Annotated in this window: 19 protein-coding genes; 7 read left to right on the top strand and 12 right to left on the bottom strand. The window is 57.9% G+C overall.

Annotation, left to right across the window (positions count from 1 at the left end; all coding sequences use genetic code 11):
- Positions 1-39: 39 nt before the first annotated feature.
- Entirely contained in the window at positions 40-1647 is a 1608-nt protein-coding gene (locus AC6R19_RS05735) for an ABC-F family ATPase (RefSeq protein WP_500578758.1), read from the bottom strand.
- A 393-nt stretch (positions 1648-2040) separates the two neighbouring features.
- Here AC6R19_RS05735 and AC6R19_RS05730 point away from each other — a divergent pair, with 393 nt between their 5' ends.
- On the top strand, positions 2041-3879 hold the full coding sequence (locus tag AC6R19_RS05730; protein ID WP_500578757.1) for an ABC transporter transmembrane domain-containing protein: 1839 nt from the start codon (positions 2041-2043) through the stop codon (positions 3877-3879).
- 27 nt (positions 3880-3906) lie between these two features.
- Here AC6R19_RS05730 and AC6R19_RS05725 read toward each other — a convergent pair whose 3' ends face one another.
- A complete protein-coding gene (locus AC6R19_RS05725) occupies positions 3907-4149 on the bottom strand; it encodes a VF530 family protein (RefSeq protein ID WP_500578756.1) in 243 nt (80 codons plus the stop codon).
- A 360-nt stretch (positions 4150-4509) separates the two neighbouring features.
- Between AC6R19_RS05725 and AC6R19_RS05720 the strand changes: the two genes are divergently transcribed.
- From AC6R19_RS05720 to AC6R19_RS05710, 3 genes are all read left to right on the top strand, one after another.
- Positions 4510-4893 (top strand): YciI family protein, encoded by a 384-nt coding sequence (locus AC6R19_RS05720; protein ID WP_500578755.1) that lies wholly within the window; start codon positions 4510-4512, stop codon positions 4891-4893.
- Between the two features lie 80 nt (positions 4894-4973).
- Positions 4974-5417 (top strand): SRPBCC family protein, encoded by a 444-nt coding sequence (locus AC6R19_RS05715; RefSeq protein ID WP_500578753.1) that lies wholly within the window; start codon positions 4974-4976, stop codon positions 5415-5417.
- A gap of 20 nt (positions 5418-5437) precedes the next feature.
- Complete coding sequence (locus AC6R19_RS05710; protein ID WP_500578752.1) at positions 5438-5788, top strand: YciI family protein; 351 nt, start codon at positions 5438-5440, stop codon at positions 5786-5788.
- 58 nt (positions 5789-5846) lie between these two features.
- Here the strand turns inward: AC6R19_RS05710 and AC6R19_RS05705 are convergent, their stop codons facing one another.
- The 3 genes from AC6R19_RS05705 to AC6R19_RS05695 all read right to left on the bottom strand — a co-directional run bounded on the left by AC6R19_RS05705 (position 5847) and on the right by AC6R19_RS05695 (position 8014).
- Positions 5847-6575 carry a polyamine aminopropyltransferase gene (locus AC6R19_RS05705; RefSeq protein ID WP_500578751.1) on the bottom strand — a complete coding sequence of 243 codons (729 nt, stop codon included), beginning with the start codon at positions 6573-6575 and terminating at the stop codon, positions 5847-5849.
- A 370-nt stretch (positions 6576-6945) separates the two neighbouring features.
- Entirely contained in the window at positions 6946-7587 is a 642-nt protein-coding gene (locus AC6R19_RS05700; RefSeq protein ID WP_500578750.1) for a hypothetical protein, read from the bottom strand.
- A 46-nt stretch (positions 7588-7633) separates the two neighbouring features.
- Entirely contained in the window at positions 7634-8014 is a 381-nt protein-coding gene (locus AC6R19_RS05695; protein ID WP_500578748.1) for a hypothetical protein, read from the bottom strand.
- Between the two features lie 642 nt (positions 8015-8656).
- Between AC6R19_RS05695 and AC6R19_RS05690 the strand changes: the two genes are divergently transcribed.
- Positions 8657-9199: a hypothetical protein gene (locus AC6R19_RS05690; protein WP_500578747.1), complete on the top strand. Its 543-nt coding sequence runs from the start codon at positions 8657-8659 to the stop codon at positions 9197-9199.
- A 325-nt stretch (positions 9200-9524) separates the two neighbouring features.
- Here AC6R19_RS05690 and AC6R19_RS05685 read toward each other — a convergent pair whose 3' ends face one another.
- The 3 genes from AC6R19_RS05685 to AC6R19_RS05675 form a co-directional block, all read right to left on the bottom strand.
- A complete protein-coding gene (locus AC6R19_RS05685; protein ID WP_500578746.1) occupies positions 9525-10670 on the bottom strand; it encodes a hypothetical protein in 1146 nt (381 codons plus the stop codon).
- Between the two features lie 500 nt (positions 10671-11170).
- Complete coding sequence (locus AC6R19_RS05680; protein WP_500578745.1) at positions 11171-11683, bottom strand: hypothetical protein; 513 nt, start codon at positions 11681-11683, stop codon at positions 11171-11173.
- Positions 11683-12759 carry a hypothetical protein gene (locus tag AC6R19_RS05675; protein ID WP_500578744.1) on the bottom strand — a complete coding sequence of 359 codons (1077 nt, stop codon included), beginning with the start codon at positions 12757-12759 and terminating at the stop codon, positions 11683-11685. Before AC6R19_RS05675 ends, AC6R19_RS05680 begins: the two co-directional genes overlap by 1 nt.
- A 386-nt stretch (positions 12760-13145) precedes the next feature.
- On the opposite strand from AC6R19_RS05675, the gene AC6R19_RS05670 reads away from it, so the two are divergent.
- The gene (locus AC6R19_RS05670) at positions 13146-16049 is read left to right on the top strand and encodes a M16 family metallopeptidase (RefSeq protein WP_500578743.1); all 2904 of its coding nucleotides are present in this window, start codon (positions 13146-13148) and stop codon (positions 16047-16049) included.
- A 53-nt stretch (positions 16050-16102) separates the two neighbouring features.
- On the opposite strand, the gene AC6R19_RS05665 is transcribed toward AC6R19_RS05670, so the two are convergent.
- From AC6R19_RS05665 to AC6R19_RS05650, 4 genes are all read right to left on the bottom strand, one after another.
- Entirely contained in the window at positions 16103-17296 is a 1194-nt protein-coding gene (locus AC6R19_RS05665) for a CaiB/BaiF CoA transferase family protein (RefSeq protein ID WP_500578742.1), read from the bottom strand.
- 185 nt (positions 17297-17481) lie between these two features.
- Complete coding sequence (locus tag AC6R19_RS05660) at positions 17482-18627, bottom strand: acyl-CoA dehydrogenase family protein (protein ID WP_500578741.1); 1146 nt, start codon at positions 18625-18627, stop codon at positions 17482-17484.
- 120 nt (positions 18628-18747) lie between these two features.
- Positions 18748-20916, bottom strand: coding sequence for a 3-hydroxyacyl-CoA dehydrogenase NAD-binding domain-containing protein (locus tag AC6R19_RS05655; protein WP_500578739.1), 2169 nt, complete (start codon positions 20914-20916; stop codon positions 18748-18750).
- Positions 20917-20937: 21 nt separating this feature from the next.
- On the bottom strand, positions 20938-22149 hold the full coding sequence (locus AC6R19_RS05650) for an acetyl-CoA C-acetyltransferase (RefSeq protein WP_500578738.1): 1212 nt from the start codon (positions 22147-22149) through the stop codon (positions 20938-20940).
- Positions 22150-22369: 220 nt separating this feature from the next.
- Here AC6R19_RS05650 and AC6R19_RS05645 point away from each other — a divergent pair, with 220 nt between their 5' ends.
- Positions 22370-23599: an OmpA family protein gene (locus AC6R19_RS05645; protein WP_500578737.1), complete on the top strand. Its 1230-nt coding sequence runs from the start codon at positions 22370-22372 to the stop codon at positions 23597-23599.
- Positions 23600-23628: the final 29 nt, after the last annotated feature.

Here is a 23628-nt window from a genome sequence, read left to right as displayed (position 1 = left end):
GCCGGGCTTTTTTATAAGGGCCGAATCAAGCCGGCGCTGTCAGGCCGCGCGCGAGTCGGCCTCGGCCTGGCTCGCCAGATACTCGTCGTAGGTGCCCTGGAAATCGATCAGTTTCCGGTCCTTGATTTCAATCACCCGGGTCGCCAGTGACGACACAAACTGGCGGTCGTGGCTCACGAAGATCAGGGTGCCCTCGTAATTGGCCAGGGCCTTGTTCAGCGCCTCGATGGATTCCATATCCAGGTGGTTGGTGGGCTCGTCCATGATCAGCACATTGGTGTCCATCATCATCAGCTTGCCGAACAGCAGGCGGTTCTTCTCACCGCCGGAGCAGACCCTGGCCTTCTTGTTGGCGTCGTCGGCGGTAAACAGCAGCCGGCCCAGCATGCCGCGCACCGCCAGGTCGTCGTGCTTGGGGGTGCGCCACTGGGACATCCACTCGAAGATGGTCAGGTCGCCGTCAAAATCCGCGCTGCTGTCCTGCGGGCAGTAGCCCACCTGCGCATTTTCGGCCCACTTGATCACACCGCTGTTGGCCTGGATCTCGTCCACCAGGCAGCGCAGGAAGGTGGTCTTGCCCACGCCGTTCTCGCCGATGACCGCGAGGCGCGCGCCGGCTTCCAGAATCATCTCGCCGCCTTTGAACAGCGGCTCGCCGTCGAAGCCGTGGGACACGCCCTCCAGGGTCAGCGCCTGGCGGTGCAATTTCTTGCACTGCTTGAAGGTGATGTACGGGCTGACCCGGCTGGATGGCTTGATCTCCTCCAGCTTGATCTTCTCCATCTTCTTGGCTCGGGAGCTGGCCTGCTTGGCCTTGGAGGCATTGGCGGAAAAGCGGTTCACAAAACTCTGCAGCTCTTCCAGCTCGGCGCTCTTCTTGGCGTTCTCCGCGTGCAGCTGCTCCTGGATCAGCGTCGAGGCCGCGATAAAATCCTCGTAGTTGCCCGGGAAGATGCGCAGCTCGCCGTAATCGATATCCGCCATATGGGTGCATACGGAATTGAGGAAGTGGCGATCGTGGGAAATGATGATCATGGTGCTCTTGCGCTGGTTCAGCACTTCCGCCAGCCAGTGGATGGTGTGGATATCCAGGTTGTTGGTCGGCTCGTCCAGCAGCAGGATATCCGGGTCCGCAAACAGCGCCTGCGCCAGCAGCACCCGCAGCTTCCAGCCGGGTGCCACCTGCTTCATCAGGCCGAAGTGCAGGGATTCGTCGATGCCCGCCTCCAGCAGAATCTCGCCCGCGCGGCTCTCGGCGCTGTAGCCGTCCAGCTCGGCAAACTGCACCTCCAGCTCCGCCACGCGCATGCCGTCCTCCTCGCTCATCTCTGGCAGCGCATAGATGCGGTCGCGCTCCTGCTTTACTTCCCACAGCCGCGTATCGCCCATGATTACCGCGTCGACGACGGTATAGTCTTCGAACGCAAACTGGTCCTGGCTCAGGGTGCCGAGGGTACAGCCGGGCTCGATGGAGACATTGCCGGCCGTGGGGGCCAGGGCGCCGCTGAGGATCTTCATAAAGGTCGACTTGCCGCAGCCATTGGCCCCGATCAGGCCGTAACGGTTGCCATTGCCGAACTTGGCGGAGATGTTCTCAAACAGCGGCTGGGCACCGAACTGCATGGTGATGTTCGCGGTGGTAATCAAGAGCGTATTCCTGGGGACTTTTTCCGGAGACTGGGACAGGGGGGCTGTTAGCCAGCTTGCCTTGGCGGAGACATACAGGCGGGGGCGCACTATAAGGGTTGGGTGCCAGGGTGTCGAGAAATTTGTTCAATAATCGAGCAGTGCGGCTGGCCGCCAGGAGGGGCAGTCTCTTGCCAATGCGTGCCTCTGCCCCCATCTATTGATTTCCTGTAACTACTCACTCGGAACCCGGAGAAGAATGCCGGGCTACAATGCGAAGGCCCTGATGTCGCGGGCATTCGGGAAATGTTTGCCGATGAGGCTTTTTCCCAAATGCCCCCGACAGCAGGGCCGCCCAGGCCTCCGCTTAGTGCCACCGAGTGGCTGCGATTTTCCATTTATCAGTAGAAATTTATGTCGAATGCCGCCGAATCCGTCGCCAGCTCGCCCGTGCAAGAGCCGCCGGCTAACAGCCCCTCAAGCATGACCTCCCGCGAGATGATGGCCGCGCTCTGGCAGTTCGTGCGGCCCTACAGGAAAGTCCTGGGTGGCGCGGCTGTGGCACTGGTGTTTACGGCCGGTATCACCCTGTCCATCGGCCAGGGTCTCAGGTTGCTCGTGGATGAAGGCCTGACCGGAGATTCCAGCCAGGCCCTGGCCCAGGCCGTGCTGATCCTTCTCGCCCTGGCAGGGCTGATGGCGACGGGCGCCTACGTGCGCTTCTACCTGGTGTCCTGGCTGGGAGAGCGTGTGGTGGCCGACCTGCGCAAGGCGGTGTTTGACCATATCGTGACGCTGCACCCGAGCTATTTCGAGACCAATCGCAGCGGCGAGATCATGTCCCGCCTGACCACCGACACCACGCTGCTGCAAAATATCATCGGTTCCTCCTTCTCGATGGCACTGCGCAGCGCGCTGATGTTTGTCGGTGCCTTGATCCTGTTGCTGTTCACCAATCTCAAATTGAGCCTGATCGTATTGGTCGGCGTGCCCCTGGTGCTGCTGCCGATATTGCTCTGCGGCCGCAGGGTAAGAAAACTCTCCAAGGCCAGCCAGGACTCCATCGCCGACGTGGGCAGCTACGCCGGTGAGATTATCCAGCACATAAAAACCGTGCAGAGTTACACCCGTGAGCCTTATGAAAAGCAGGCGTTTGCGCAGGAGGTGGAAACCGCGTTTGCCGTAGCCAAACGGCGCGTGCGCCAGCGGGCCCTGCTGATCGCGGTGGTGATACTGCTGATGTTTGGAGCCATCAGCGCCTTGCTGTGGGTGGGCGGCAACGACATGATCGCCGGGCGCATGAGCAGCGGCGACCTGGCGGCGTTCGTGTTCTACGCGGTGATGATGGGGTCCGCCGTGACGACCATTTCCGAAGTCTATGGTGAACTGCAGCGCGCCACCGGTGCCACCGAGCGGCTGATGGATCTGTTGCATGTGGAATCGGAGATTCCTATCGGCGCCGGTGGAGCCGAGCCCGGCCAGCCCGCAAATGCATCCAGCGCCCTATCCAGTGCCCAGGTCGCTTTCGAGGCCGTTGATTTCAGTTACCCCTCCCGGCCCGATCAGCCCGCGATACGCGGCCTGAGCCTGAATGTGGAAGCCGGCAAGAGCCTGGCTCTGGTGGGCCCCTCGGGCGCGGGCAAATCCACACTGCTGGAGCTGCTGCAGCGCTTCTACGATCCGCTCGGCGGGCGCATCACACTGGATGGCGCAGACATCCGCGGGATGGACACCGCTACCCTGCGCGGGCAGATGGCGGTGGTGCCGCAACAACCGGCACTGTTCACCGCCGACGTCTGGTACAACATCCGCTACGGCAGGCCCGACGCGAGCGATGCGGAGGTCATCGCCGCGGCCAGGGCGGCCCATGCCCACGAATTCATTGAACAATTGCCGGACGGCTACAACAGTCACCTGGGCGAGCAGGGCACGCGCCTCTCCGGCGGCCAGAAGCAGCGCCTGGCCATCGCCCGCGCGATCCTGAAAGACCCGAGGATACTGCTGCTGGATGAGGCCACCAGTGCGCTGGATGCCGAGAGCGAGTACCACGTGCAGCAGGCGCTGCAGACGCTAATGAAAGACCGCACCACTGTCATCATCGCCCACCGGCTGGCGACGATTCTGCACGCCGACCGTATTGCCGTGCTGGATCGGGGGCAGCTGGTCGCACAGGGCAGCCACCGGGAGCTTATAGAAATCTCACCCCTCTACAAACGCCTGGCGGAGCTGCAGTTCCGGGAGGCCAGTGCTTAGGGATTGCGAGGCGGGTGGCGAATCAGATCAGCGGCCGCCCCAGGGGTTCTGCTTGCTGAAAGTCGCTATGTATAGCGCTTCCACTTTAGCGCGCGCCCAGGGCGTCTTGCGCAAAAACTTGAGGCTGGACTTCAGTGACGGATTGCTCTTGAAGCAGTTGATATCGATCCGCTCCGCCAGGCCGTCCCAGCCGTAATGGGCCTCCAGCTCTTCGACGATGGTGGCCAGGGTTATACCGTGGAGCGGGTTGTTGGGCTGGGAATCGGGCATCTTGACTGCCTGGCTGGGCGGCTACTCGCCGACATAATCAATGGTGTGGCGGAATTGTACGGGCTCAGCCGCACATCGATCTATAGTAACTTTCTACAGTACCTTTCTATAGCAACTCTAGGCCAGATTCGCCCCTGAGCGGGATGCCGGCTGAACCGCTCGGCAAATTTTTTCAAAAAACTTCGTCCCCCTGTCGAATTCCGCCGACCCCGTTCGACTAACCATCGAACCGCATGAATTCAACGAAGCAATACGCATTGCGTCACAGCGGCCGCCGGCGCGCCCGGGCACCATATGGACCCTGGAGAGGTAACCCCAAGCGCGCGAATGCAGCCATTATCGATACAGAAGGAGCACATCATGAAGTACCTGGCGCTGGTCTATTACGACGAAAAGATCATGGAGCGCAAGTCCCAGGAGGAATGGGACTCGCTCAACCGGGAATGCATGGAGTGCGTCGCCCGCCTGAGCGAAAGCGGCCACTACATCACCGGCAGCCCACTGCTGCCCACCAGCACGGCGACCACGGTGCGGGTACGCGACAACCGCATCACCACCACCGACGGCCCCTTTGCCGAAACCAAGGAGCAGCTCGCCGGTTTTTATATGCTCGAAGCCAAGGACCTCAACGAGGCAATCGCCTTGGCCGGCAAGATCCCGCCGGCCCGCTACGGCTCTGTGGAAGTCCGCCCGGCGCGGGAGCTGATGGAAAAGGGCAACCAGGCCGGTGGCAACGCCGGTTGATAAAAGGGGCATCCACGTCCTTAGTACCAAACAGCGTGCAGTAACAATACCCAGCACCAGTACTGACCAGGAGAAACACCATGAGCGGAACCGTACATTTACATCGCGTCCTGCGCGCACCGGCCGAGCGCGTCTATCGCGCCTTCCTGAATCCACAGGCGATGGCCAAATGGCTGCCGCCGGACGGCTTCTACGCTGAATTCGAGCACCTGGATGCCAGGGTGGGCGGCACCTTCAAGGCCTCGTTCACCAACTTCACCAACGGACACAGCCATGCGTTCGGCGGTGAATACCTGGAACTGGTGGAGAACGAATTGATCCGCTACACCGACACCTTCGATGACCCGAACCTGCCCGGAACCATGAATGTTAGGGTCACCCTCAAGACCGTGTCCTGTGGTACCGAACTGAGAATCGTCCAGGAAGGCATTCCCGACATGATCCCTGTTGAAATGTGCTACCTCGGCTGGCAGGAATCGCTATCGGCACTGGCCCGCCTGGTGGAACCGGAAATCAACCAGTGACAGAAGCGCAAGGAGAAACGATGAAAGACTTCTTTGCCATTTATCTCGGCACCCCGGATTCAATGAAAGGATGGGAAGACCTGTCCGAGGACGAGCGCGAGCAGCGCATACAGAAAGGCATGGCCGCCTGGGGTGCCTGGATGGAAAAGCATAAAGACATCCTCGTGGCGTCTGGCGGCCCGCTGGGCAAGACCAAGCGTATTGACCCCAACGGAATTGCCGATACCCGCAACAACATGTCGGGATATGTCATCGTAAAGGCGGAAACCCTCGAGGATGCGGCAAAGCTCTTTGAAGGACACCCGCACTTCAGCATCTTCCCCGGAGACTGCGTGGAAGTGATGGAGTGCGTGCCAATCCCCGGGCCTTGAGTATATTGACTTCCGAGGTCTGTGGATTCCTGTCATGGCCGGCCTGAGCTGGAAATGCTCAGGCCGCCTTCTTCACGCAAACATAAACGGAGTTCGTGGATTCTCCACTCAGAAACGGGTTGTAGAAAGAAATCACATGGGGTTCGACCGTTTCAAATACCGTCTTCAATAGCGCCTCGAAATGCTCCTCCGGCAGGTTTTGTGACCACATGGCAAATACGCCCCCGGGTTTCAGCTGCTCCGCCATCAACGCCAGGTTCTCGCTGGTATAAAAGCCCGCGTTGGCCGCATTCAGGAACTCAGTCGGCGAGTGGTCGATATCCAGAAGAATGGCATCAAACTTTTTCCCCGGGCTTTCCGGGTCAAAGCCCGTATCCGGGGCCGTGGCCAGCTCGAAGAAGCTGCCGTGCACATAGCGATTGCGCGAATCGGCATTGAGGGTTTTCCCCAGTGGCACCAGCTCATCCCTGTGCCAGCCGATGACCGTGTCCAGGGCCTCGACCACAAGCAGCTCGGCAATCCGCTCGTCCTTCAGTGCCGCCACGGCGGTATATCCCAGCCCCAATCCGCCGACGACCACATTAAGCCTGTCGCCCTGAACCTGAGCCAGGCCAAGCGTAGACAGCGCCTCTTCCGCCTCCACAAACATGCTCGACATCAGGAATTCTTCGCCCAGCTTTACTTCGTAGATATCCCTGTCGCCGAGTGCGGGAATGCGCCGCCGGCGCAGGGAGATTTCACCCAGGGGAGAGGGTTGGCTGTCAATTTCTTCGAATAACACGGACATCGCTGGTTGGTCCTGAAATGGTCGAACAATGGGCACGGAGTGTCGAGGGCATTGTACAGCAGTTGTACAGGTAGGGGCGAAGTATATGAATCGCCTACTGTTGCGACTCTTTCCTATAGACAATGAAGATAATCAGATTTTCATCTTCAATCTGTCGCAGACCATGGAAATTGCCCAGGCGAGTGAGAATAACCGTACCCAGCCCCAACCTCGGACCTTATGTCATTCGTGATCAGCTAGCCGGTACCGTTGATCACATGGTGCCCGATAGCTGCGCCTAGCGGAGCTGAAGTTTCAGGATTTCCGGGGGCAGAGTGCGTAGTCCTTGCTATCCATAATCTGCGACTTGCCCCCGGATTTTTTCGGAAAGCTATGGTGAAAGGGTTGCCAGGTGAAAGTTGGTCCTCTGCATCAAGGATGCGGTGCCGGCATTATTGCCGACTTGAACTTTTGGCCGGTGATCATCTGTCGCAACAGAATCGGCGCCGCCGCGTAACAGTGCATCTTTCAGTTCACTATGGGGGATTTTATTGTTATTGTTCTTGCTGAATACGTAAAAATTCAGTTGGCATGAAACGCCCAGAATCTTTGCTGCTTGAAGAACCGCATTGCAGGTACTGGAATACAGATCTTTATTGATCCTAATCTTGATTTCGTCGTGTTTGCTGTCCACATTTTCGGCATTCAAGTTTTTTGCATAGACATTTTTCAGTAGAACATCCGAAGATACGTCGTAGTAATGAGATGCAAACTTGACTGCCGCAACGATATCTTCTGCGCGTGTTGCGTCAATTTCAAATGCCCACATTTCACTGTCTATGATCGCAGCCTCTTTGATTACGCTGGCGGAGCGGTCTTCGTGAGGTGACACGCTGATATTGGAATTTCTGGTCTTCCAGATAGGCAAGCTATGCAGTGTTGTTCTCAGTACATGTGTTCTTGTAACACTCTGATTACCGAAAATAAGATTTACGTCTGTTTTAAAGGCGTACTTGTCCTCTGCAACGGACATGGCTCCACTCTGAGAATCCATCTTACAAATCCTTTTGATAAAGTTGTTAATCCAGGTTGGAAATGATGTGCTTATATTGCGTTTCTTCCTCTATATCCTCAGAGCGGAAAGCACTAAACACGATGTTTTGGCTGGTTTCCGCGGACTGTGCGAGTTCATGGATGTCGTTGCCGCTGTCGCCGATTACTTCCCACTGTGACGAATCAAAGCGAACGATCATGGAAATATCCACAAGTTCGAATTTTTTATCCAGGAGTTCGTTTCTGGCTTTTCCGATGATCTCTTCAAAAACGATCTGTGGATCAGTTGGCGTGTCTACAGGGACATAGGCTTCGCAGAAATAGAATTCACAGCCGTCGAAATCGAGATCGCAGCCAGGTAGAGGGCGGCTTTTGGTAAAGACTATCCAAATATCTTTGGGTTTCATTTGGCTCTCCGTATCAATAATTTTTTGATCAAAAGGGCGGCTGAGAAAGCGTCAGGTTTTGGCTCGCTCCGCCTTTTAAGTGCTTGCAATAATTCTGTATCTCTGATTGGGAAGTCTGGTACGTTGTTCTTAGCTGCAGTAGCCCTCACTAGCTACAGAATTCTGGGGCTGGGAAGTTATATCACGATGAATTTTAGAATGTGTAGAGTGGAAAGAAAAAATTTTGATGGATCTCTTATTCTTAGAGCAAAAGATAATTTCACTCTGACACGAATTTAACTGTTTGGCTAACCCGGACCACCGCCGTGGCCGGGAAAAGCGGTAGCCCGCGAAGGCGGGGGCAGAGCGTGCAGCGGGCGATATAGTGCGCGTAAGGGTACCCATTTCGGCTGTAAGGCTTTGGATGGTTGTCGTGCCGAAATGTTACTCTGACCCCACTGCCAATATTCCACCCCAATATTCCCAATATTCCTGCAATATTCCTGTGCAATATTCCTGACCCCAATATTCCAATATTCCAATATTCCAATATTCCAATATTCCAATATTCCAATATTCCAATATTCTGATTTAAAATTCTCCAGCTCTCCGAGCTATGTTATTTTGCCTGCGGATAAACTTACCCAAGTAGTTTAAGAAAGTATGAAAATCTATCGGATATTCCAGAACGATAGCGACTACATGACTCTATATTTCGGCCCTGACGAGGTTGAAGATAAGCTCGGGAATGACGATTTTGTATTTTTCACGACGCCTAAATCCTACGCGAGTGACTGGGTACCATTGGAGCTGAGTATCAAGGCATGTGATTCCCCTCCCATGATTCCATCAATTTCAACCTGGCAAAACTATCTCGTACTACATAATTCGGCATATCAAGCGCTGGAAGGGTTGTTGGCCCCTTACGGTGAGTTTCTGCCCTGTATGTATCAGGAAGCAAAATTCTATCTGTTCAACCCTTTGACCATCACTGAAGATCTTAACGCTGTGGTGCCGGGCTCGGTAACGAGGAAAGGAAACTTACTCTCCGGTATTGAATTTGATGCAGGTAAGTTGGAGCGTGTGCCGGTTTTCAGGACCAAAGAAAGCTATATTAGTATCTACTGTACAGAGGTGTTTAAGGAATTGATTCAGTCTGAAAATCTTGATGGGTTGCTGTTTAGCACCAACCTGACGCAAGTTTAATAATTTGTCAGGAAATAGGAATACGAGGGGGCAGAGTAACACATAGACGCGCAATCCATTAAGTGAACTAAGCGCCAAAATGTTACTCTGACCCTAATATTCCTAATATTCATGCTGATCCTAATGTTCATAATATTCTATTCAATATTTAATCTGAGCTGAGCCAATATTTTATAGCGGTGCGGGTAGCATGCATGAAGTGAAGATCGGCTCCGGTGGTGGGAAATTGGCGATTTGCAGCCTATCACTGGACCGATCTTTTTCGTATCAAATGAAATGCTTGGGATTAAGTAAGTGCCGTTCGAAGTGCCATTCGTCACTGCCCCTACTTATTCTCGACTTGGCTAAATGTATTGTTCATCATGGAGTCAAGGAGATCCTCTCGCACCAGAGGTTTACCACCAATGATAACCGAGCCAAATGTATCATCTACGATTATCTGCCCGTTCCTATATATATGGACGTGGATTCCCTCCTCCTGTGGCCTTTCTCCGGTCCAAACAATAGCTGGCGTAGATGCCCATACGTCATAGACAACATTACTACCATAAGAATCTATGTCGATCTCTCTATCCACAGTTTCATATTTATTACCGTATTCGAAATGATCATGTAGTACTCTCAACGGGTTCGATACCATTGGAGGATTAGTCCAAGTGCTGTCATTCCCGCAATTAGCACAGAAATGTTTTTTATGAGGTTCGGACGCAAACATGCCTAGATCAAGATGAGGAAAGTGGCACTTGTTACAAGATACACAGCCCAAATCTTCAGCGTCATTTTTTAGAAAAGCCTTCAAGAAGCCGATAATTGCGGGCGGGGTGATCTGAATTTTCGTTATTGCTGGCGATTCAAATAGTCCCGCCTCTCGCGGGTTTACGCATAGTATAGCGGGATAATCACCATCTATAACTTTTTTGTCGGCGCCTTTCTCTCGGGCATGGACGTGTACACGCGGCAGTCGCTTAGGAATTTTACGGCTCGATAGTGCGGCTGGCAATGAACACCATATCCCTACCTCTTCGAAGGCGTTTAAGTCTAGCTCAAGCGGATTTTTGACGTAACTAAATCGCATGGATGCGTTACTACAAACTATATCACTCTTGTCGTCACAACTTTCTTTATCTGCCTTAGTTCCCCAATAAACCATGTGGGTTCTGCAATACCATCTCGGAGCTCCATGTCTAAACTTTCCTGCTTTGATGATATTGCATGGGAGCTGAGCATCGTCACCCTCGTCGTCCTGAAATTGACCCAAAACAGACGCCGAATCAACAGCTATGTTTCCCATAGTGCCTTCGAAGGACCAACAGATGGCTTGCCCTGGAGACAAATCCAACTTCGCAGTCCCGTCGTCTTCGCCAACTTTATCGATGAATCGTTTATGACTAATCCCATTGTCTCTTACCCATTCATATGTCCAGATCTCGACGTTCCCGGTACTTTTGTTAAATCTTCTTGTCTTAAACATATGTAATCTCTGGCTCCTTCATGGTTCGATGCTGGCCGATTAGAGCTGCACTATATCAACACTGGCCATCCGGTGCATTCGGTAAGTTGCACTTGGATTTTGCCACCGCCTGACCCCAATATTCTTATATATGCTTTGAGCCAACAAGGGTTGGCCCTTGCAGTCCAGGGGCCGCAGATCTATCATTCAATTGAGCATTGCATGAAGCCGACGTTTCCGGGGGCGTACCCCAGGGCTATCCTCGGATAGCTTGATCCTTAGACAAATGGTGTCAGATCAACATTATGACGCTAATTTATTCAGTAGAATGTCCAGCCAGAAGCAATATTTTAAGATGATTCGCTCTAAAATCAGTGTAAGAATTTCCCCCTACCTTTTTACGAAACTTTTCTCTCAAATTAGAAGTGGGCTGTTGAGTCAAGATTTGACCCTCTATTCGCCCTTGCGCCCTATTTGCCTCTACTCCGCTTAAGTGGACAGTATTACGCAGTTGCAGGCTTTTATTTGTGTAAGTAATCAACTTTTTCTTTGACATCTTTCTTTCTGAGCTCATTTAGAAAGAAATAATTTGCAAGGATTACCCTGAAAATGGCATATAACTGCGAGAATGTGAGGAGCGCGATTATAAAGAATCCGATATACCTAAAGGTTACCTTTGCAGATTTAATATCTAGGGCTTGTATTACAGGCACAACAAACTGGGTAAGTAAAACCGCCATTAGTACTATTGCCGACACCAAGACAATTTCGACCAATTGGCTGAGGTAGTCAGTGTCAGCTCTTGCTTCTTCTAGAGCCGGTTGGTTGAGGTCTTCTCTCTTGAAGACTCTGCCAATAGCACGCGGATAAATTATGGCAATCCAGGCGCCGATGATTGCAAAAATGATTGACGATATATTGAGCAGAGCTTCCAGCGTGGCTTGGTAGCCTTTGTGGTCAAGTTCGACTGCCGCCTTGTTGAATATGACGGTGGTGAGAAACGCTAAAAGTGCGATTGCGCCATATTTTTTCATTATGCTTCAGCTGTTTCTCCAGCTGCCTCTTCAATTTCGAAAGGGGCTTCATCTAATGCTCGGAGGAGAGCATCTCTTCGCGCTGCAAGGGCCCTCAGAAGAGATTGCGGGCGGACAATTTGATTTGCACGACGGGTAACGTTGAGTTCAGTTTTCGCCGTGACACTCTTTCCGTTGAGCATTACCCTCGTTTGGTCATTGTAAACGAAGCCGATATTCTTTATCGAGCTTTGCGGCCCCCGCTCAGAGTAGCTGTTCACAATCTGTCGGATTTGCGGCGCTGTAGGCTCAAATTGCAGTTCGTGTGAGATCGTCCGGGCACGGCTATCGAATTCTGGTGTGTTGTCCGTAAGGCTGGAAAATATTCTCTCAATCCAGTTCCGGCCGTCCTGGCTGGTGTATTGCAATGTTTCCCGTTTGATCATTCTGCGAATCCTGTGGCGATTCTGCAGCAGTTCCTGTTCGAGCTCATCCTGCTTGCGGCCTGTGGATACGAAGTGAGAGAGCGTACTGGCCGAGTTGTTATCAGCGCTCCCATCCCTGGAATACCCAATAACCTTGTTTCTGTCGTTTGGGTCGAAAACCCGATACGGTGATTTATTGGCCATGTACCCTTTGATGAAGAAATCCAGATTCCGCTTGCCGGACATCGAGTGATCGAATATCACTGTTGCGAACACTCGGAAGTCTGGAATGAACCAAAAGTAGCTTGGTGAGCCTGGAATCGCGGGCTCGTCTCCAAAGTCTGTGGCCCGCATAGCGCGCTCGCCAGGCGTTGCGTCTGGGCTCATTCCATATATTACGCCTTTGTCGTTTTGCACTTCGTTCCACAGCACTAGAACGCTATCACTGCCACCATTTGGCCTGAACCAGTCGCAGAAGTATGTATTCAGAATGTCCTTATCGGGGTCTGGCTCATACGTTGTTGTGTTTACCAATGTTCTGCCGGGAGCCCTTGCCCAGGTGTCTAGCTTTGACAGTGTATCGTTGATACCCCCAAACAGTGGGTTTTGGGCGGCCCTGAGGTAATACCCGCATTTTTTTATATCATAGAACTTTATTCGAGCTTCAAGCATCAGTTATCTCGGTCAGGGTAATTCAGTCATCTCGGTCAGGGTAATTCAGTCATCTCGGTCAGGGTAATGCGGCGAACACTAAGCTTCCAAGGGGGCTATTTCGTGCCGCCGGTCATCAGCTCTAGGCTGCTTTTCTAAATAATTGGGGGCTGAGTAATATTCGGCGCCAAATCACACGGAATGGTGCGGCTGCGTGTTGTACTGGGTAACTTCTGCGTGACGCACATCTCATTCTTATTGCGCGTTTATAACACGATAAATGAAGCAGGTGGAGATTCTGTAATCGGGTGTAATCTTGTTTGTGTGTATTCACCAACCGCGTAGTTGTCGCCGCTAAACACCACTCCTGCTATCTTCCTGCCCATAACAATGCACAGGAATCCCCCATGCTCAGGAACCTCACGGCCTCCATGGCCCTGCTGGCCGCCGCCTCCATCCCGGCCCTCGGCCTGCTGGGCTGCGACCGCTCCAAGCCCGAACCAAAACCTCAGTCGGAACACTCGTCCCAATTCGCCATCGACTACCAGCAATTCCAGCTGGATAACGGCCTCAAGGTCCTCTTCCATATCGACCGCTCCGACCCGGTGGTGGCGGTGTCGCTGACGGCCCATGTGGGTTCGGCGCGGGAGAAGGCGGGGCGCACGGGGTTTGCGCATCTGTTCGAGCACCTGCTGTTCCTGGAGTCGGAGAACCTGGGCAAGGGCGGGCTGGATGCGATGAGTGCGCGCATCGGCGGTTCCGGGGCCAATGGTTCCACCTCCCGCGATGTCACCAACTATTACCAGACGGTGCCCAGGGACGCGCTGGAGAAGATGCTCTGGGCCGAGGCGGACAAGCTGGGCTGGTTCATCAATACCGTGACTGAGCCGGTGCTGGCCAAGGAAAAGCAGGTGGTGAAGAACGAGAAGCGCCAGAGCGTCGACAACCGCCCCTACGGCCACACCCGATACGTGATCGACCGCAACCTCTATCCCGAGGGGCATCCCTACAGCTGGCAGGTGATCGGCTCGCTGGAGGACCTGCAGAATGCGACCCTGGAGGACGTGAAGGAGTTCTTCCATCGCTGGTATGTACCCAACAACGTGACCTTGGTTGTCGCCGGCGATTTCGATCCCGAGCAGGCCAGGGCCTGGGTGCACAAGTATTTCGACGAGGTGCCGGTGGGCGAACCCATCGCGCGGGCGCTCAGGCAGCCGGCGGTGTTGAAAGAATCCGTGCGCCGCTACCACGAGGACAATTTCGCCCGCGAGCCGGTGCTCGTCCTCGCCTGGCCGGCGGTGGAGCGCTACCATCCGGACAGCTACCCACTGGCGGTGCTGCTGGAATACCTGTCCGAGGGCAAGCGCGCGCCCCTGTACCGGGTGCTGGTGGAGGACCAGCAGCTGACCGCGGACGTGTCCATGGACAATTACGATTCCGAGCTGGCCGGGCAGGCGCATCTGTGGGTGCGCGCCTTCGAGGGGCGCGACCTGGATGATGTCTACGCGGGCATCGAACAGGCCTTTGCGCTGTTCGAGAAGGAGGGCATCGCCGCGGAGGACCTGCAGCGCATCAAGGCCGGCCAGGAGGTCGGCTTCTATAACGGCTTGTCCAGCGTGCTGGGCAAGGGCTTCCAGTTGGCCCAGTACCAGGTGTACACCGGCGATGCCGGCTATGTGAGCGAGGATATCCGGCGCCTGCTGGCGGTGACCGCGGAAGACGTGCAGCGGGTGTACCGCAAGTACCTCCAGGACAAGCCGTTTGTGGCGGCGAGCTTCGTGCCCCGCGGGCAGAAGGCGCTGGCGCTGGCGGATTCCAGCCCGGCGCAGGTGGTGGAGGAGCAGATAGTCACCGGTGCCGAGGAGCAGTTCGATGCGTCCGCGCAGGCCCTATCTGTTTTAAAAAGAGGCGAGCGCACCCCGTCCATCTTCGACCGCAGCGTAGAGCCTGCCTACGGCGAGCCGGCCCAGACCGCGGTGCCGCAGGTGTGGCAGCAGGAACTGGCCAACGGCCTGCAGGTCTCCGGTATCGAGAGCGGCGAGGTGCCCACGGTCAATTTCAGCCTGGTGATCGACGGCGGCCAGCTGCACGAGAAGCTCGACAAGACCGGTGTGGCCAACCTGACCGCGATGCTGATGGAGCGGGGCACCGCCAGACGCACCCCGGAAGAACTGGAGACGGCGATCCAGAAACTGGGGGCCAGTATCAGTGTTTCCGCCGGTGAAGAATCCATCCGCTTCGATGTCACCACCCTGGCGCGCAACTTCGAGCCGGTGTTCGCGCTGGTGGAGGAAATGCTACTGGAGCCGCGCTGGGATGCGGATGAGCTGGTGCTGGCGAAGAAGAGCGTTGCCAGCCGCATCAAGCGCGCCACCGCCGAACCCAATGCCATCGCCGCCAGGACCTTCGCGCGCCTGTTGCACGGTGTAGACAGTGTCCGCGGCTACAGCCTGCTCGGCAGCGAGGAATCCGTGGCCGCGATCACCATGGATGACCTGCGGGCCTTCCACCGCGATTACCTCTCGCCGTCGGTGAGCCGCGCCCATGTGGTGGGCGATATCGCCCGCGGGGATTTCCTGGAGGCGGCGAACTCGCTGGTTGAGCGCTGGCCGGCCCGGGAAGTGAAGATTGCCGAGCCCGAATCCGCGGCCGCCGCGCCGGGTATCTACTTCGTCGACGTACCGGGCGCGAAGCAGTCGGTACTGCGCATCGGCCGCCCGGCCATGTCGGCGCTGTCCGGGGATTACTACCCGGCGGTATTCAGCAACTACATCCTCGGCGGTGGCGGCTTTGCCTCGCGCTTTATGCAGCAGCTGCGCGAGGGCAAGGGGTACACCTACGGCATCCGCTCCGGAATTTCTGCCGGCAAGACCCAGGGCGAGTTCATGATCGGTACCGGTGTGCGCGCCAATGTCACCGCGGAATCGGTGCGGCTGATCCACGACATTCTGCGGGACTATGCCCCCACCTACTCTGAAGCGGATCTGGAGACCTCGCGCTCCTACCTCACCCGCAGCAACGCCCGCGCCTTCGAAACCGCGCGGGCCAAGCTCGGCCTGCTGGAAAACATGAGCCGCTACGATTGGCCCGCCGACTATGTGCGCAGCCGCGAGGCCGTCAGCAAGGCGATGACTGTGGACGAGGTGCGCAAGATTGCCGGGACCTATATGCAGCCGGATTCGATGATCTGGGTGGTGGTGGGTGATCGCGCGACCCAGTTCAGCCGGCTGGAAGAGCTGGGCCTGGGTGAGCTGACATTGCTGGATGGCGAGGCGTCGACGCAATTGGCGGAGTTGTCCACAGCAGAATAAACGCGATATGACCCGGAATTTCCCGGCCTCCCGTTTAGGCCGGGGCCGGGCTTTCAGCCAATCACACCGTCAGCCTGCAGTTGTTCAATATCCTCCCCGCTGTAACCCAGGGCTTCCAGCAACTCCCGCGAGTGGGCGCCGAGTGGTGCGCCGGCGGTGTGCTGTTGCGGTTTGTGGCCGTCGAATACGAAGGGGCTGTTGATCTGCGCTATCGCGCCGCCGCCGTGCAGATCTCCCGTGCACAACATCTGCCTCTCCCGCAGCAGCGCGCTGCCGGCGGCCTCGCCGAAATTCAGTACCGGTTCCACGCAGGCATCGCCGTCGGCGAACAGCCGCACCCAGTCTGCCTGGGTGCGGGTTGCGATGGTCGCGGCGATATCCCGTTTGAGTGATTCCTGCTGCCCCGGGTCGAGTACCCGCTCCAGCCACTCCGGCCGGCCGAGTGTGGCGAAGAACTGCTGCGCGAACTGCGGCTCCAGGCTGCCCACGGACAGGTAGCGGTCGTCTGCGGTGCGGTAGTAGTCGTAGTAGCTGCCGCCGTTCAGCAGTTCCCTTTCCAGCTGTGGGTCGCCGGCGCCGGCCAGGGCGCTGGCGCCACCGATGGCGTTCAGGGCGAAGGCGCAGTCGGTCATGCTGATATCGATGCGGCTGCCCTCACCGCTCTGCTGGCGCTTGTAAACGGCGGCGAGGATGGCCATGGCGGCGTGGTGGGAGCCGCCGGCGATATCGGCGATCTGGGTGCCGCTGAGGCTGGGGCCGGAGTCGGCGCGGCCGGAGTAGCTGGCGAGGCCGGACAGGGCCAGGTAGTTGATATCGTGGCCGGCGCGGTCCTTGAGTGGTCCGCTTTGTCCATAGCCGGTGATGGAGCAGTAGATGAGGTCCGGACGGGTTTCCCTCAGGGATTCATAGCCGAGGCCGAGTTTGTCCATGACGCCGGGGCGAAATTGTTCCAGCACTACGTCGTATTCCGCCAGCAGGCGTCGGATGATTTCTCCTGCGCGGAGGTCCTTCAGATTCAGGGCCAGGGATTTCTTGTTGCGGTTGATGGTGGCGTGGGCGGCGGATACCGGATTGTCTTCGCCCACCATCGGCGGCAGGCCGCGGAGCATGTCCGGGCGGGTGGGGGATTCTATGCGCAGGACTTCGGCGCCCAGGTCGGCGAGGAGCATGGTGGCGTAGGGACCGGGGAGTAGGGTGGAGAAATCGAGGATTTTCAGGCCTTTTAGTGGGCCGTTATTGTTTTGCATGGTTTAGCTTTTTATTGAGTTCTTTGTTGTCGTCATACCGGCGCAGGCCGGTATCCAGTGCGGTGGTTTCTGGATTCCGGCATTCGCCGGAATGACGACAGGGGCCTGCGGCCCGCCCCTCCCCCGCAAGCGGGAGAGGGGGGCTATTCTTTCGAGTCCCGAGTCCCGAGTCCCGAGTCCCGCTTCTAGTCCTTCAACAGCTCGCGGGAGATGATCAGTTTCATGATCTCATTGGTACCGGCGTAGATGCGCTGCACTCTTGCGTCGGCCCAGGCGCGGGCTATGGGGTATTCCCACATATAGCCGTAGCCGCCGTGCAGCTGGACACATTCGTCCAGCAGCTTGCACTGGAAGTCGGTGGCCAGCAGCTTGGCCTTGGCGGCAGTGGCTGCGTCGAGCTGCTTCTCGTAGTGCAGTTCCATGCAGCGGTCGACGAAAACGCGCAGCGCGGTCAGCTCGCTGTCCAGCTCCGCCAGCTTGAACTGAGTGTTCTGGAAGGCGGCGATGGGTTTGCCAAAGGCCTTGCGCTCGCGCACATAGTCGATGGTCCACTGCAGGCCGGCCTCGGCATTGGCGATTGCGCCTATGGCGACACCGAGGCGCTCCTGCGCCAGTTCCTGCATCAGGTAGACAAAACCCTGGCCCTCACCGCCGAGCAGGTTTCCCGCCGGAACCTTGACGTCGTCGAAGAAAAGTTCGGAGGTGTCCTGGGCCTTCATGCCGACCTTTTCCAGGTTGGTGCCCTTCTTGAAGCCGGGGAGGTCGGTCTCGACCAGCAGCAGGCTGACACCGGCGGCGCCCTCGTCCGGGTTTGTCTTCGCCACCACTATGACCAGGTCGGCCAGCTGGCCGTTGGTGATAAAGGTCTTGGAGCCGTTCAGCACGTAGTGATCGCCATTTTTTATCGCGGTGGTGCGCACATTCTGCAGGTCGGAGCCGGTGCCCGGCTCGGTCATTGCGATGGCGGTGATGATCTCGCCGCTGATGCACTTGGGCAGGTATTTCTGTTTCTGCTCCTCGGTGCCGTAGTTGACGATATAGGGCACGGCGATATCCGAATGCAGGCCCCAGCCGATGCCGGTGAGTCCGGCGCGGGAAATTTCCTCGGCGACGATCGCGTTGTAGCCGAAGTCCAGGCCCAGGCCGCCGTATTCCTCGGGAACCTGCGGGCAGAGAAAGCCCATCTCGCCGGCCTTGTTCCACAGGGCGCGGTCCACCTGGCCGTCCTTTTCCCACTGGTGGTGGAAGGGGGCGGCCTCCTTCTCGAGGAATTTGCGCACGGTATCGCGGAACTGTTCGTGTTCTTCATTGAAGACGCTTCTTGGGATCATGGGTTTTCTCCGGATTTATTATTCAGTGTACCTGCTGTAGGAGCGGCCCATGGCCGCGATCGGGCTTTGGGGATTTCTCGTATATCGATCGCGGCCATGGGCCGCTCCTGCAAAGGGGGGTTAGTCGTCAGTCAGGGCTCGGTTAGAGGTCGCCATTTCCTGCAACACCTGCGGCGGCGCGAAGCGCTCGCCGTAGCGTTCCGCCAGCTGCCGTGCGCGCCGGGCGAATTCCGCCGGGCCGTACTGGTTGATGTACTGCAGGGCGCCGCCGGTCCAGGGCGGGAAGCCGATGCCGAAGATGGAACCGATGTTGGCGTCGCGCACGCTGCGCAGCACCTTTTCCTCGTAGCAGCGCAGTGTCTCTATGGCCATGATAAACAGCAGCCGTTCCTTGACGTCCGCGAGCGGCGGCTGTTCTCCGGGGGGGAATTCCTTCGCCAGGCCGGTCCACAGGTGTTTCTTTTCACGCCCTTTTTTATCTTCTTGGGGATAGCTGTAAAAACCGCCGCCGGCGGCCTTGCCGGCGCGGCCCAGCTCCAGCATATGGTCGATCACCTTGTCCGCCGGGTGGGACGGGGCCTGTTTGCCTTCGCGCTGCAGGTCGTTGATCGTCTGCTGGCGGATCTTGCCCATCAGCGTCAGCGAAACCTCGTCGCTGACTGCCAGCGGACCCACCGGGAAGCCGGCCAGGGCAGCGGTGTTTTCTATCGTGGCCGGGTTGACGCCCTCGCCGAGCATGGCGATGCCCTCGTTGGTGAAGCAGCCGAACACCCGCGAGGTGAAGAAGCCGCGGCTGTCGTTGACGACGATTGGCGTCTTGCCTATCTGCAGCACGAAGGCGAAGGCGCGGGCCAGGGTGAGATCGTCGGTTTGCTCGCCGCAGATGATTTCCACCAGCGGCATCTTGTCCGCCGGGGAGAAGAAGTGCAGGCCGATAAAATTCTGCGGTCTCTCCGACGCCTCGGCCAGTCCGGTGATCGGCAGGGTGGAGGTGTTGGAGGCGAAGATGGCGCTCTCTTCCAGCTGTGCCTCCGCCTCGCGGGTGACCCTGGCCTTGAGTTCGCGGTCCTCGAATACCGCCTCGATAATCAGTTCGCAGCCCTGCAAATCCTGCGGATTTGCAGTAGTTTTAATGCGCGCGAGTATCTCGCACATTTTTGTCTCGTCGATGCGTCCGCGCTCCAGGCGCTTGTCGAGGGATTTCTCTGCGTAGCCCTTGCCCTTTTTCGCGGCTTCCAGCGATACATCCTTCAGCACCACCTCGACGCCCTTACTCGCGCAGGCGTAGGCGATGCCGGCGCCCATCATGCCGGCGCCGAGAATGCCGATCTTGCCGATGGGCGCTGTCGGCTTATTGCGCGCGCCGTCCGGCAGCGAGGCGCCGGCCTTGACCGCGTTGAGGCCGAACCAGAAGGTGCCGATCATGTTCTTCGCCACCTGGCCGCAGGTCAGTTCGACGAAGTAGCGCGACTCGATGCGGGTGGCGGTGTCGAAATCCACCTGCGAGCCTTCGACCACCGCAGCCAGTATCGCCTCGGGTGCCGGCAGGCAGCCCTGGGTTTTCTGCTTCAGCATTGCCGGGGCGACGACCAGCAGCTGCGCATTCTTCGGGTTATTCGCATCGCCGCCGGGCATGCGGTAGCCGTCCCGGTCCCAGGGCTGTTGGACTTCGCCCTCGGCATTGGCGAGAACAAAGGCGCGCGCGTGATTCAGCAGTTCTTCCGCGTCCTTTGCAGTCTGGTGAATCAGGCCCGCGTCCAGCGCCTGTTGCGCACTCACCTGTTTGCCTTCCAGCAGATAGGGCAGTGCTCTCTGCATGCCCAGCAGGCGCGGCATGCGCACACAGCCGCCGCCACCGGGCAGCAGGCCCAGGGTGACTTCCGGCAGGCCGATTTTTACCGACTTGTCGTCGATGGCGATGCGGTGGTGGCAGCTGAGCGCCAGTTCCCAGCCGCCGCCGAGGGCGGCGCCGTTGATTGCGGCCACCACCGGCCTGCCCTGGGTTTCCAGCCAGCGCAGGTCCGCCTTCAGGGATTCGCAGTACTGAAAAAACTCTTCCGCCTCCTCGCGCTTGGCCTTGTACAGCCAGTTGAGGTCGCCGCCGGCAAAGAAGGTGGATTTCGCAGAGCGCACTATGACGCCGGCGTAGTCGTCTTTCCCGAGGCGCTCTCTCGCCTCGTGCAGTGACTCGGCGAAGTCCCGGTCCATCACATTGGCGGACGCGTTGGGGTTGTCCAGGATCAGGTGGATGATGTTGTCACTGTCTTTTTCCAGGCGAATGGATTTCATTTTTCTCTTCCCCTCACCCCGTTAACCGAGTCGCTCGATAATGGTCGCCACACCCATGCCGCCGCCGACGCAGAGGGTGACCAGTCCGTAGCGCTGCCCGCGCGCTTCCAGTTCGTCCAGCACCGTGCCGATCAGCATGGCGCCGGTGGCACCCAGCGGGTGGCCCATGGCGATGGAGCCGCCGTTGACGTTGATTTTCTGCGGGTCTATATCCAGTTCGCGCTGGAAACGCATCACCACCGCGGCGAAGGCCTCGTTGACCTCGTATAGGTCGATGTCCTGCACCGTCAGGCCGGCGACCTTTAAGGCCTTGCGCGTGGCCGGCGCCGGGCCGGTGAGCATGATGGTGGGGTCGGTGCCAACAACCGCGGCGGAGACGATGCGCGCGCGGGGCGCTATGCCGAGGTCGCGGCCGGCCTGATCGCTGCCAATCAGCAGCGCGGCGGCGCCGTCGACGATGCCGGAGGAGTTGCCGGCGGTGTGCACATGGTCGATGCGCTCCACCTGCGGGTAGCGCTCGCGGGTGACATTGTCGAAGCCCAGTTCGCCCATACCGGCGAAAGACGGCTTCAGCTGGCCCAGGCCCTCCATCGAAGTGTCCGGGCGCACCAGCTGGTCGCGGTCGAGAATCAGCAGGCCGTTCTGGTCCCGCACCGGCACTATGGATTTGGCGAAGGCGCCGCGCTCCCAGGCGGCGGTGGCCTTGCGCTGGGATTCCAGCGCGAAGGCGTCCACATCCTCGCGGCTGAAGCCGCCCAGGGTGGCGATCAGGTCGGCGCCGATGCCCTGGGGGGCGAAGTCGATATCCAGCGCGGTGCGCGGGTCCGCGGCCCAGGCGCCGCCGTCCGAGCCCATGGGCACTCGCGACATGGATTCCACTCCGCCGGCAACCACCAACTGCTCCCAGCCGGAGCGCACCTTGGCCGCGGCGAGATTCACCGCCGAGGCACCGGAGGCGCAGAAGCGGTTCAGGGTAACGCCGCCGATATCCCAGTCCCAGCCGGCCACCAAAGCCGCGGTCTTGGCGATGTCGGCGCCCTGGTCGCCGATGGGGGTGACGCAGCCCATGACCACGTCGTCTACTTTCTGCGTATCCAGGTGGGCGCGTTTCTGCAGTTCCCGCAGCAGGTCGGCGAGCAGTGTCACCGGTTTGACTTCATGAAGGGCACCGCCGGGCTTGCCTTTGCCCCGGGGCGTGCGGATGGCGTCGTAGATATAGGCTTCTGTGGGCACTGTTGGGGCCTCTTTTATTTTTGCAAGGCTATAACCATAGTTGCACCCGGCGACGGCGCAATGATGAAAATCACCACGGATGGTGACTCCGGCGACAGCCTGTGACCATAAAGACATTTTAGGTTCCCGAGTGATGGTTATTCGGAATCAAACTAATCCGAAGAGTTAGCTGCCATACACTCAGTGGAGACGTTTAGAGGTTTGTAAACGAGGCTTTGCCATGGCGGACAATCTACTGGAAATGGCGGTGCGCCAACTGGGCTCTTCCGGTTTGAGCGCGCTCGACAGTGCCCTGGGAATTCCGGAGGGAAAGGGGGAGTCCGCCGTCAATGCGGGAATGGCCACGATTATTGCCGGCATGTTGAAAAGGGGTACCAATCGCAGCGGCCCCGGCAGCCTGCTCAATATCGTTACCGGCGGCAGCGAGCTGGACCTGTCCTCTGCCAGCGAAGCCTTCAGGGATCCGGACCGGATGAGCAAGCTGCAGGACAGCGGCAGCGGGATGCTCGACAGCATTTTCGGCAACAAGCTGGATCGTATTGCCCAGGCTTTTTCCTCGTCGCTCGGCCTGGACAAGGATACCGGCAGCCGCCTGCTGAAAGTGATCGCTGCGATAACCGTGTCGCTGCTGGGAGAACAGGCGAGAAGCAAGGGCCTGGATATGGGTGGCCTGGATTCGTTGTTGCTGGAGCAGAAACCGTTTATTCGCGACAAGCTGCCGGGCGATATGCTACAGGAGTTGGGTGTCACCAACTTCGAACACCTGGGTGAAGGTGCCCGCGCCTTTTCCCGCGGACACGCCGAACCCCAGGCCGCGCGCAAGCCGGCAGAGCGGGAGCACAAGCGCGGCAGTTTCGGCAAGTGGTTCTGGCCGCTACTGATCGCACTGGCCGCGCTCTACGCGCTGAATATGTGCGCGAAGAGAGGGCAGATGGAGGACAAGCCCGGTGAGGTGCTGCTCGAGGAGGAGTCGGTGATTATCGAGGAGACTCCGAATGCGACAGCGGTGCCGCCGGATGACACGGCCGTAGTGCCAACGAGTGAAGAGCCGGTGGATTTTGCCAGCAGTTTCCGCGAATACCTCGCCAGCCCCGCGCGCGACCCAAATCGCGAGTTTCCACTGGCCATTCAATTCGCGGAGGACAGCGCAGAGGTCACCAGCACCTCCGTGCCGGATGTGGATGCACTGGCGACGATACTGCAGGAAAACCCGGGGGTTACCATCGCCATCGAGGGGCACACTTCCGGCAATGGTGACGAGACGGCGAACCAGCAGCTCTCCCAGCAGCGCGCCGACGCGGTGACGCAGATGCTGGTGGAAAAGGGGGTAGACGCCAATCGGGTGACCGCCACCGGCATGGGTTCCGCCAAGCCCATTGCCGACGAGAGCACCGAGGAGGGCAAGCAGAAGAACCGCCGTATCAGTGTGCGGGTGGTGACTTTCGAATAGCTCTGTGCTTATTTAAAAAAATCCCCGCA

The sequence above is a fragment of the Microbulbifer sp. SE14 genome (genome assembly GCF_059834885.1).
This window is presented reverse-complemented; position numbering and strand designations above follow the sequence as displayed.

Bases quoted from the DNA above. Each gene is read 5' to 3' on its own strand.
- AC6R19_RS05675 (WP_500578744.1), bottom strand. From the start codon at position 12,759: ATGCTTGAAGCTCGAATAAAGTTCTATGATATAAAAAAATGCGGGTAT.
- AC6R19_RS05645 (WP_500578737.1), top strand. From the start codon at position 22,370: ATGGCGGACAATCTACTGGAAATGGCGGTGCGCCAACTGGGCTCTTCC.
- AC6R19_RS05715 (WP_500578753.1), top strand. From the start codon at position 4,974: ATGAGCGGAACCGTACATTTACATCGCGTCCTGCGCGCACCGGCCGAG.
- AC6R19_RS05725 (WP_500578756.1), bottom strand. From the start codon at position 4,149: ATGCCCGATTCCCAGCCCAACAACCCGCTCCACGGTATAACCCTGGCC.
- AC6R19_RS05680 (WP_500578745.1), bottom strand. From the start codon at position 11,683: ATGAAAAAATATGGCGCAATCGCACTTTTAGCGTTTCTCACCACCGTC.
- AC6R19_RS05705 (WP_500578751.1), bottom strand. From the start codon at position 6,575: ATGTCCGTGTTATTCGAAGAAATTGACAGCCAACCCTCTCCCCTGGGT.
- AC6R19_RS05695 (WP_500578748.1), bottom strand. From the start codon at position 8,014: ATGAAACCCAAAGATATTTGGATAGTCTTTACCAAAAGCCGCCCTCTA.
- AC6R19_RS05665 (WP_500578742.1), bottom strand. From the start codon at position 17,296: ATGCAAAACAATAACGGCCCACTAAAAGGCCTGAAAATCCTCGATTTC.
- AC6R19_RS05670 (WP_500578743.1), top strand. From the start codon at position 13,146: ATGCTCAGGAACCTCACGGCCTCCATGGCCCTGCTGGCCGCCGCCTCC.
- AC6R19_RS05690 (WP_500578747.1), top strand. From the start codon at position 8,657: ATGAAAATCTATCGGATATTCCAGAACGATAGCGACTACATGACTCTA.
- AC6R19_RS05730 (WP_500578757.1), top strand. From the start codon at position 2,041: ATGTCGAATGCCGCCGAATCCGTCGCCAGCTCGCCCGTGCAAGAGCCG.
- AC6R19_RS05655 (WP_500578739.1), bottom strand. From the start codon at position 20,916: ATGAAATCCATTCGCCTGGAAAAAGACAGTGACAACATCATCCACCTG.
- AC6R19_RS05720 (WP_500578755.1), top strand. From the start codon at position 4,510: ATGAAGTACCTGGCGCTGGTCTATTACGACGAAAAGATCATGGAGCGC.
- AC6R19_RS05700 (WP_500578750.1), bottom strand. From the start codon at position 7,587: ATGTCCGTTGCAGAGGACAAGTACGCCTTTAAAACAGACGTAAATCTT.
- AC6R19_RS05710 (WP_500578752.1), top strand. From the start codon at position 5,438: ATGAAAGACTTCTTTGCCATTTATCTCGGCACCCCGGATTCAATGAAA.
- AC6R19_RS05685 (WP_500578746.1), bottom strand. From the start codon at position 10,670: ATGTTTAAGACAAGAAGATTTAACAAAAGTACCGGGAACGTCGAGATC.
- AC6R19_RS05660 (WP_500578741.1), bottom strand. From the start codon at position 18,627: ATGATCCCAAGAAGCGTCTTCAATGAAGAACACGAACAGTTCCGCGAT.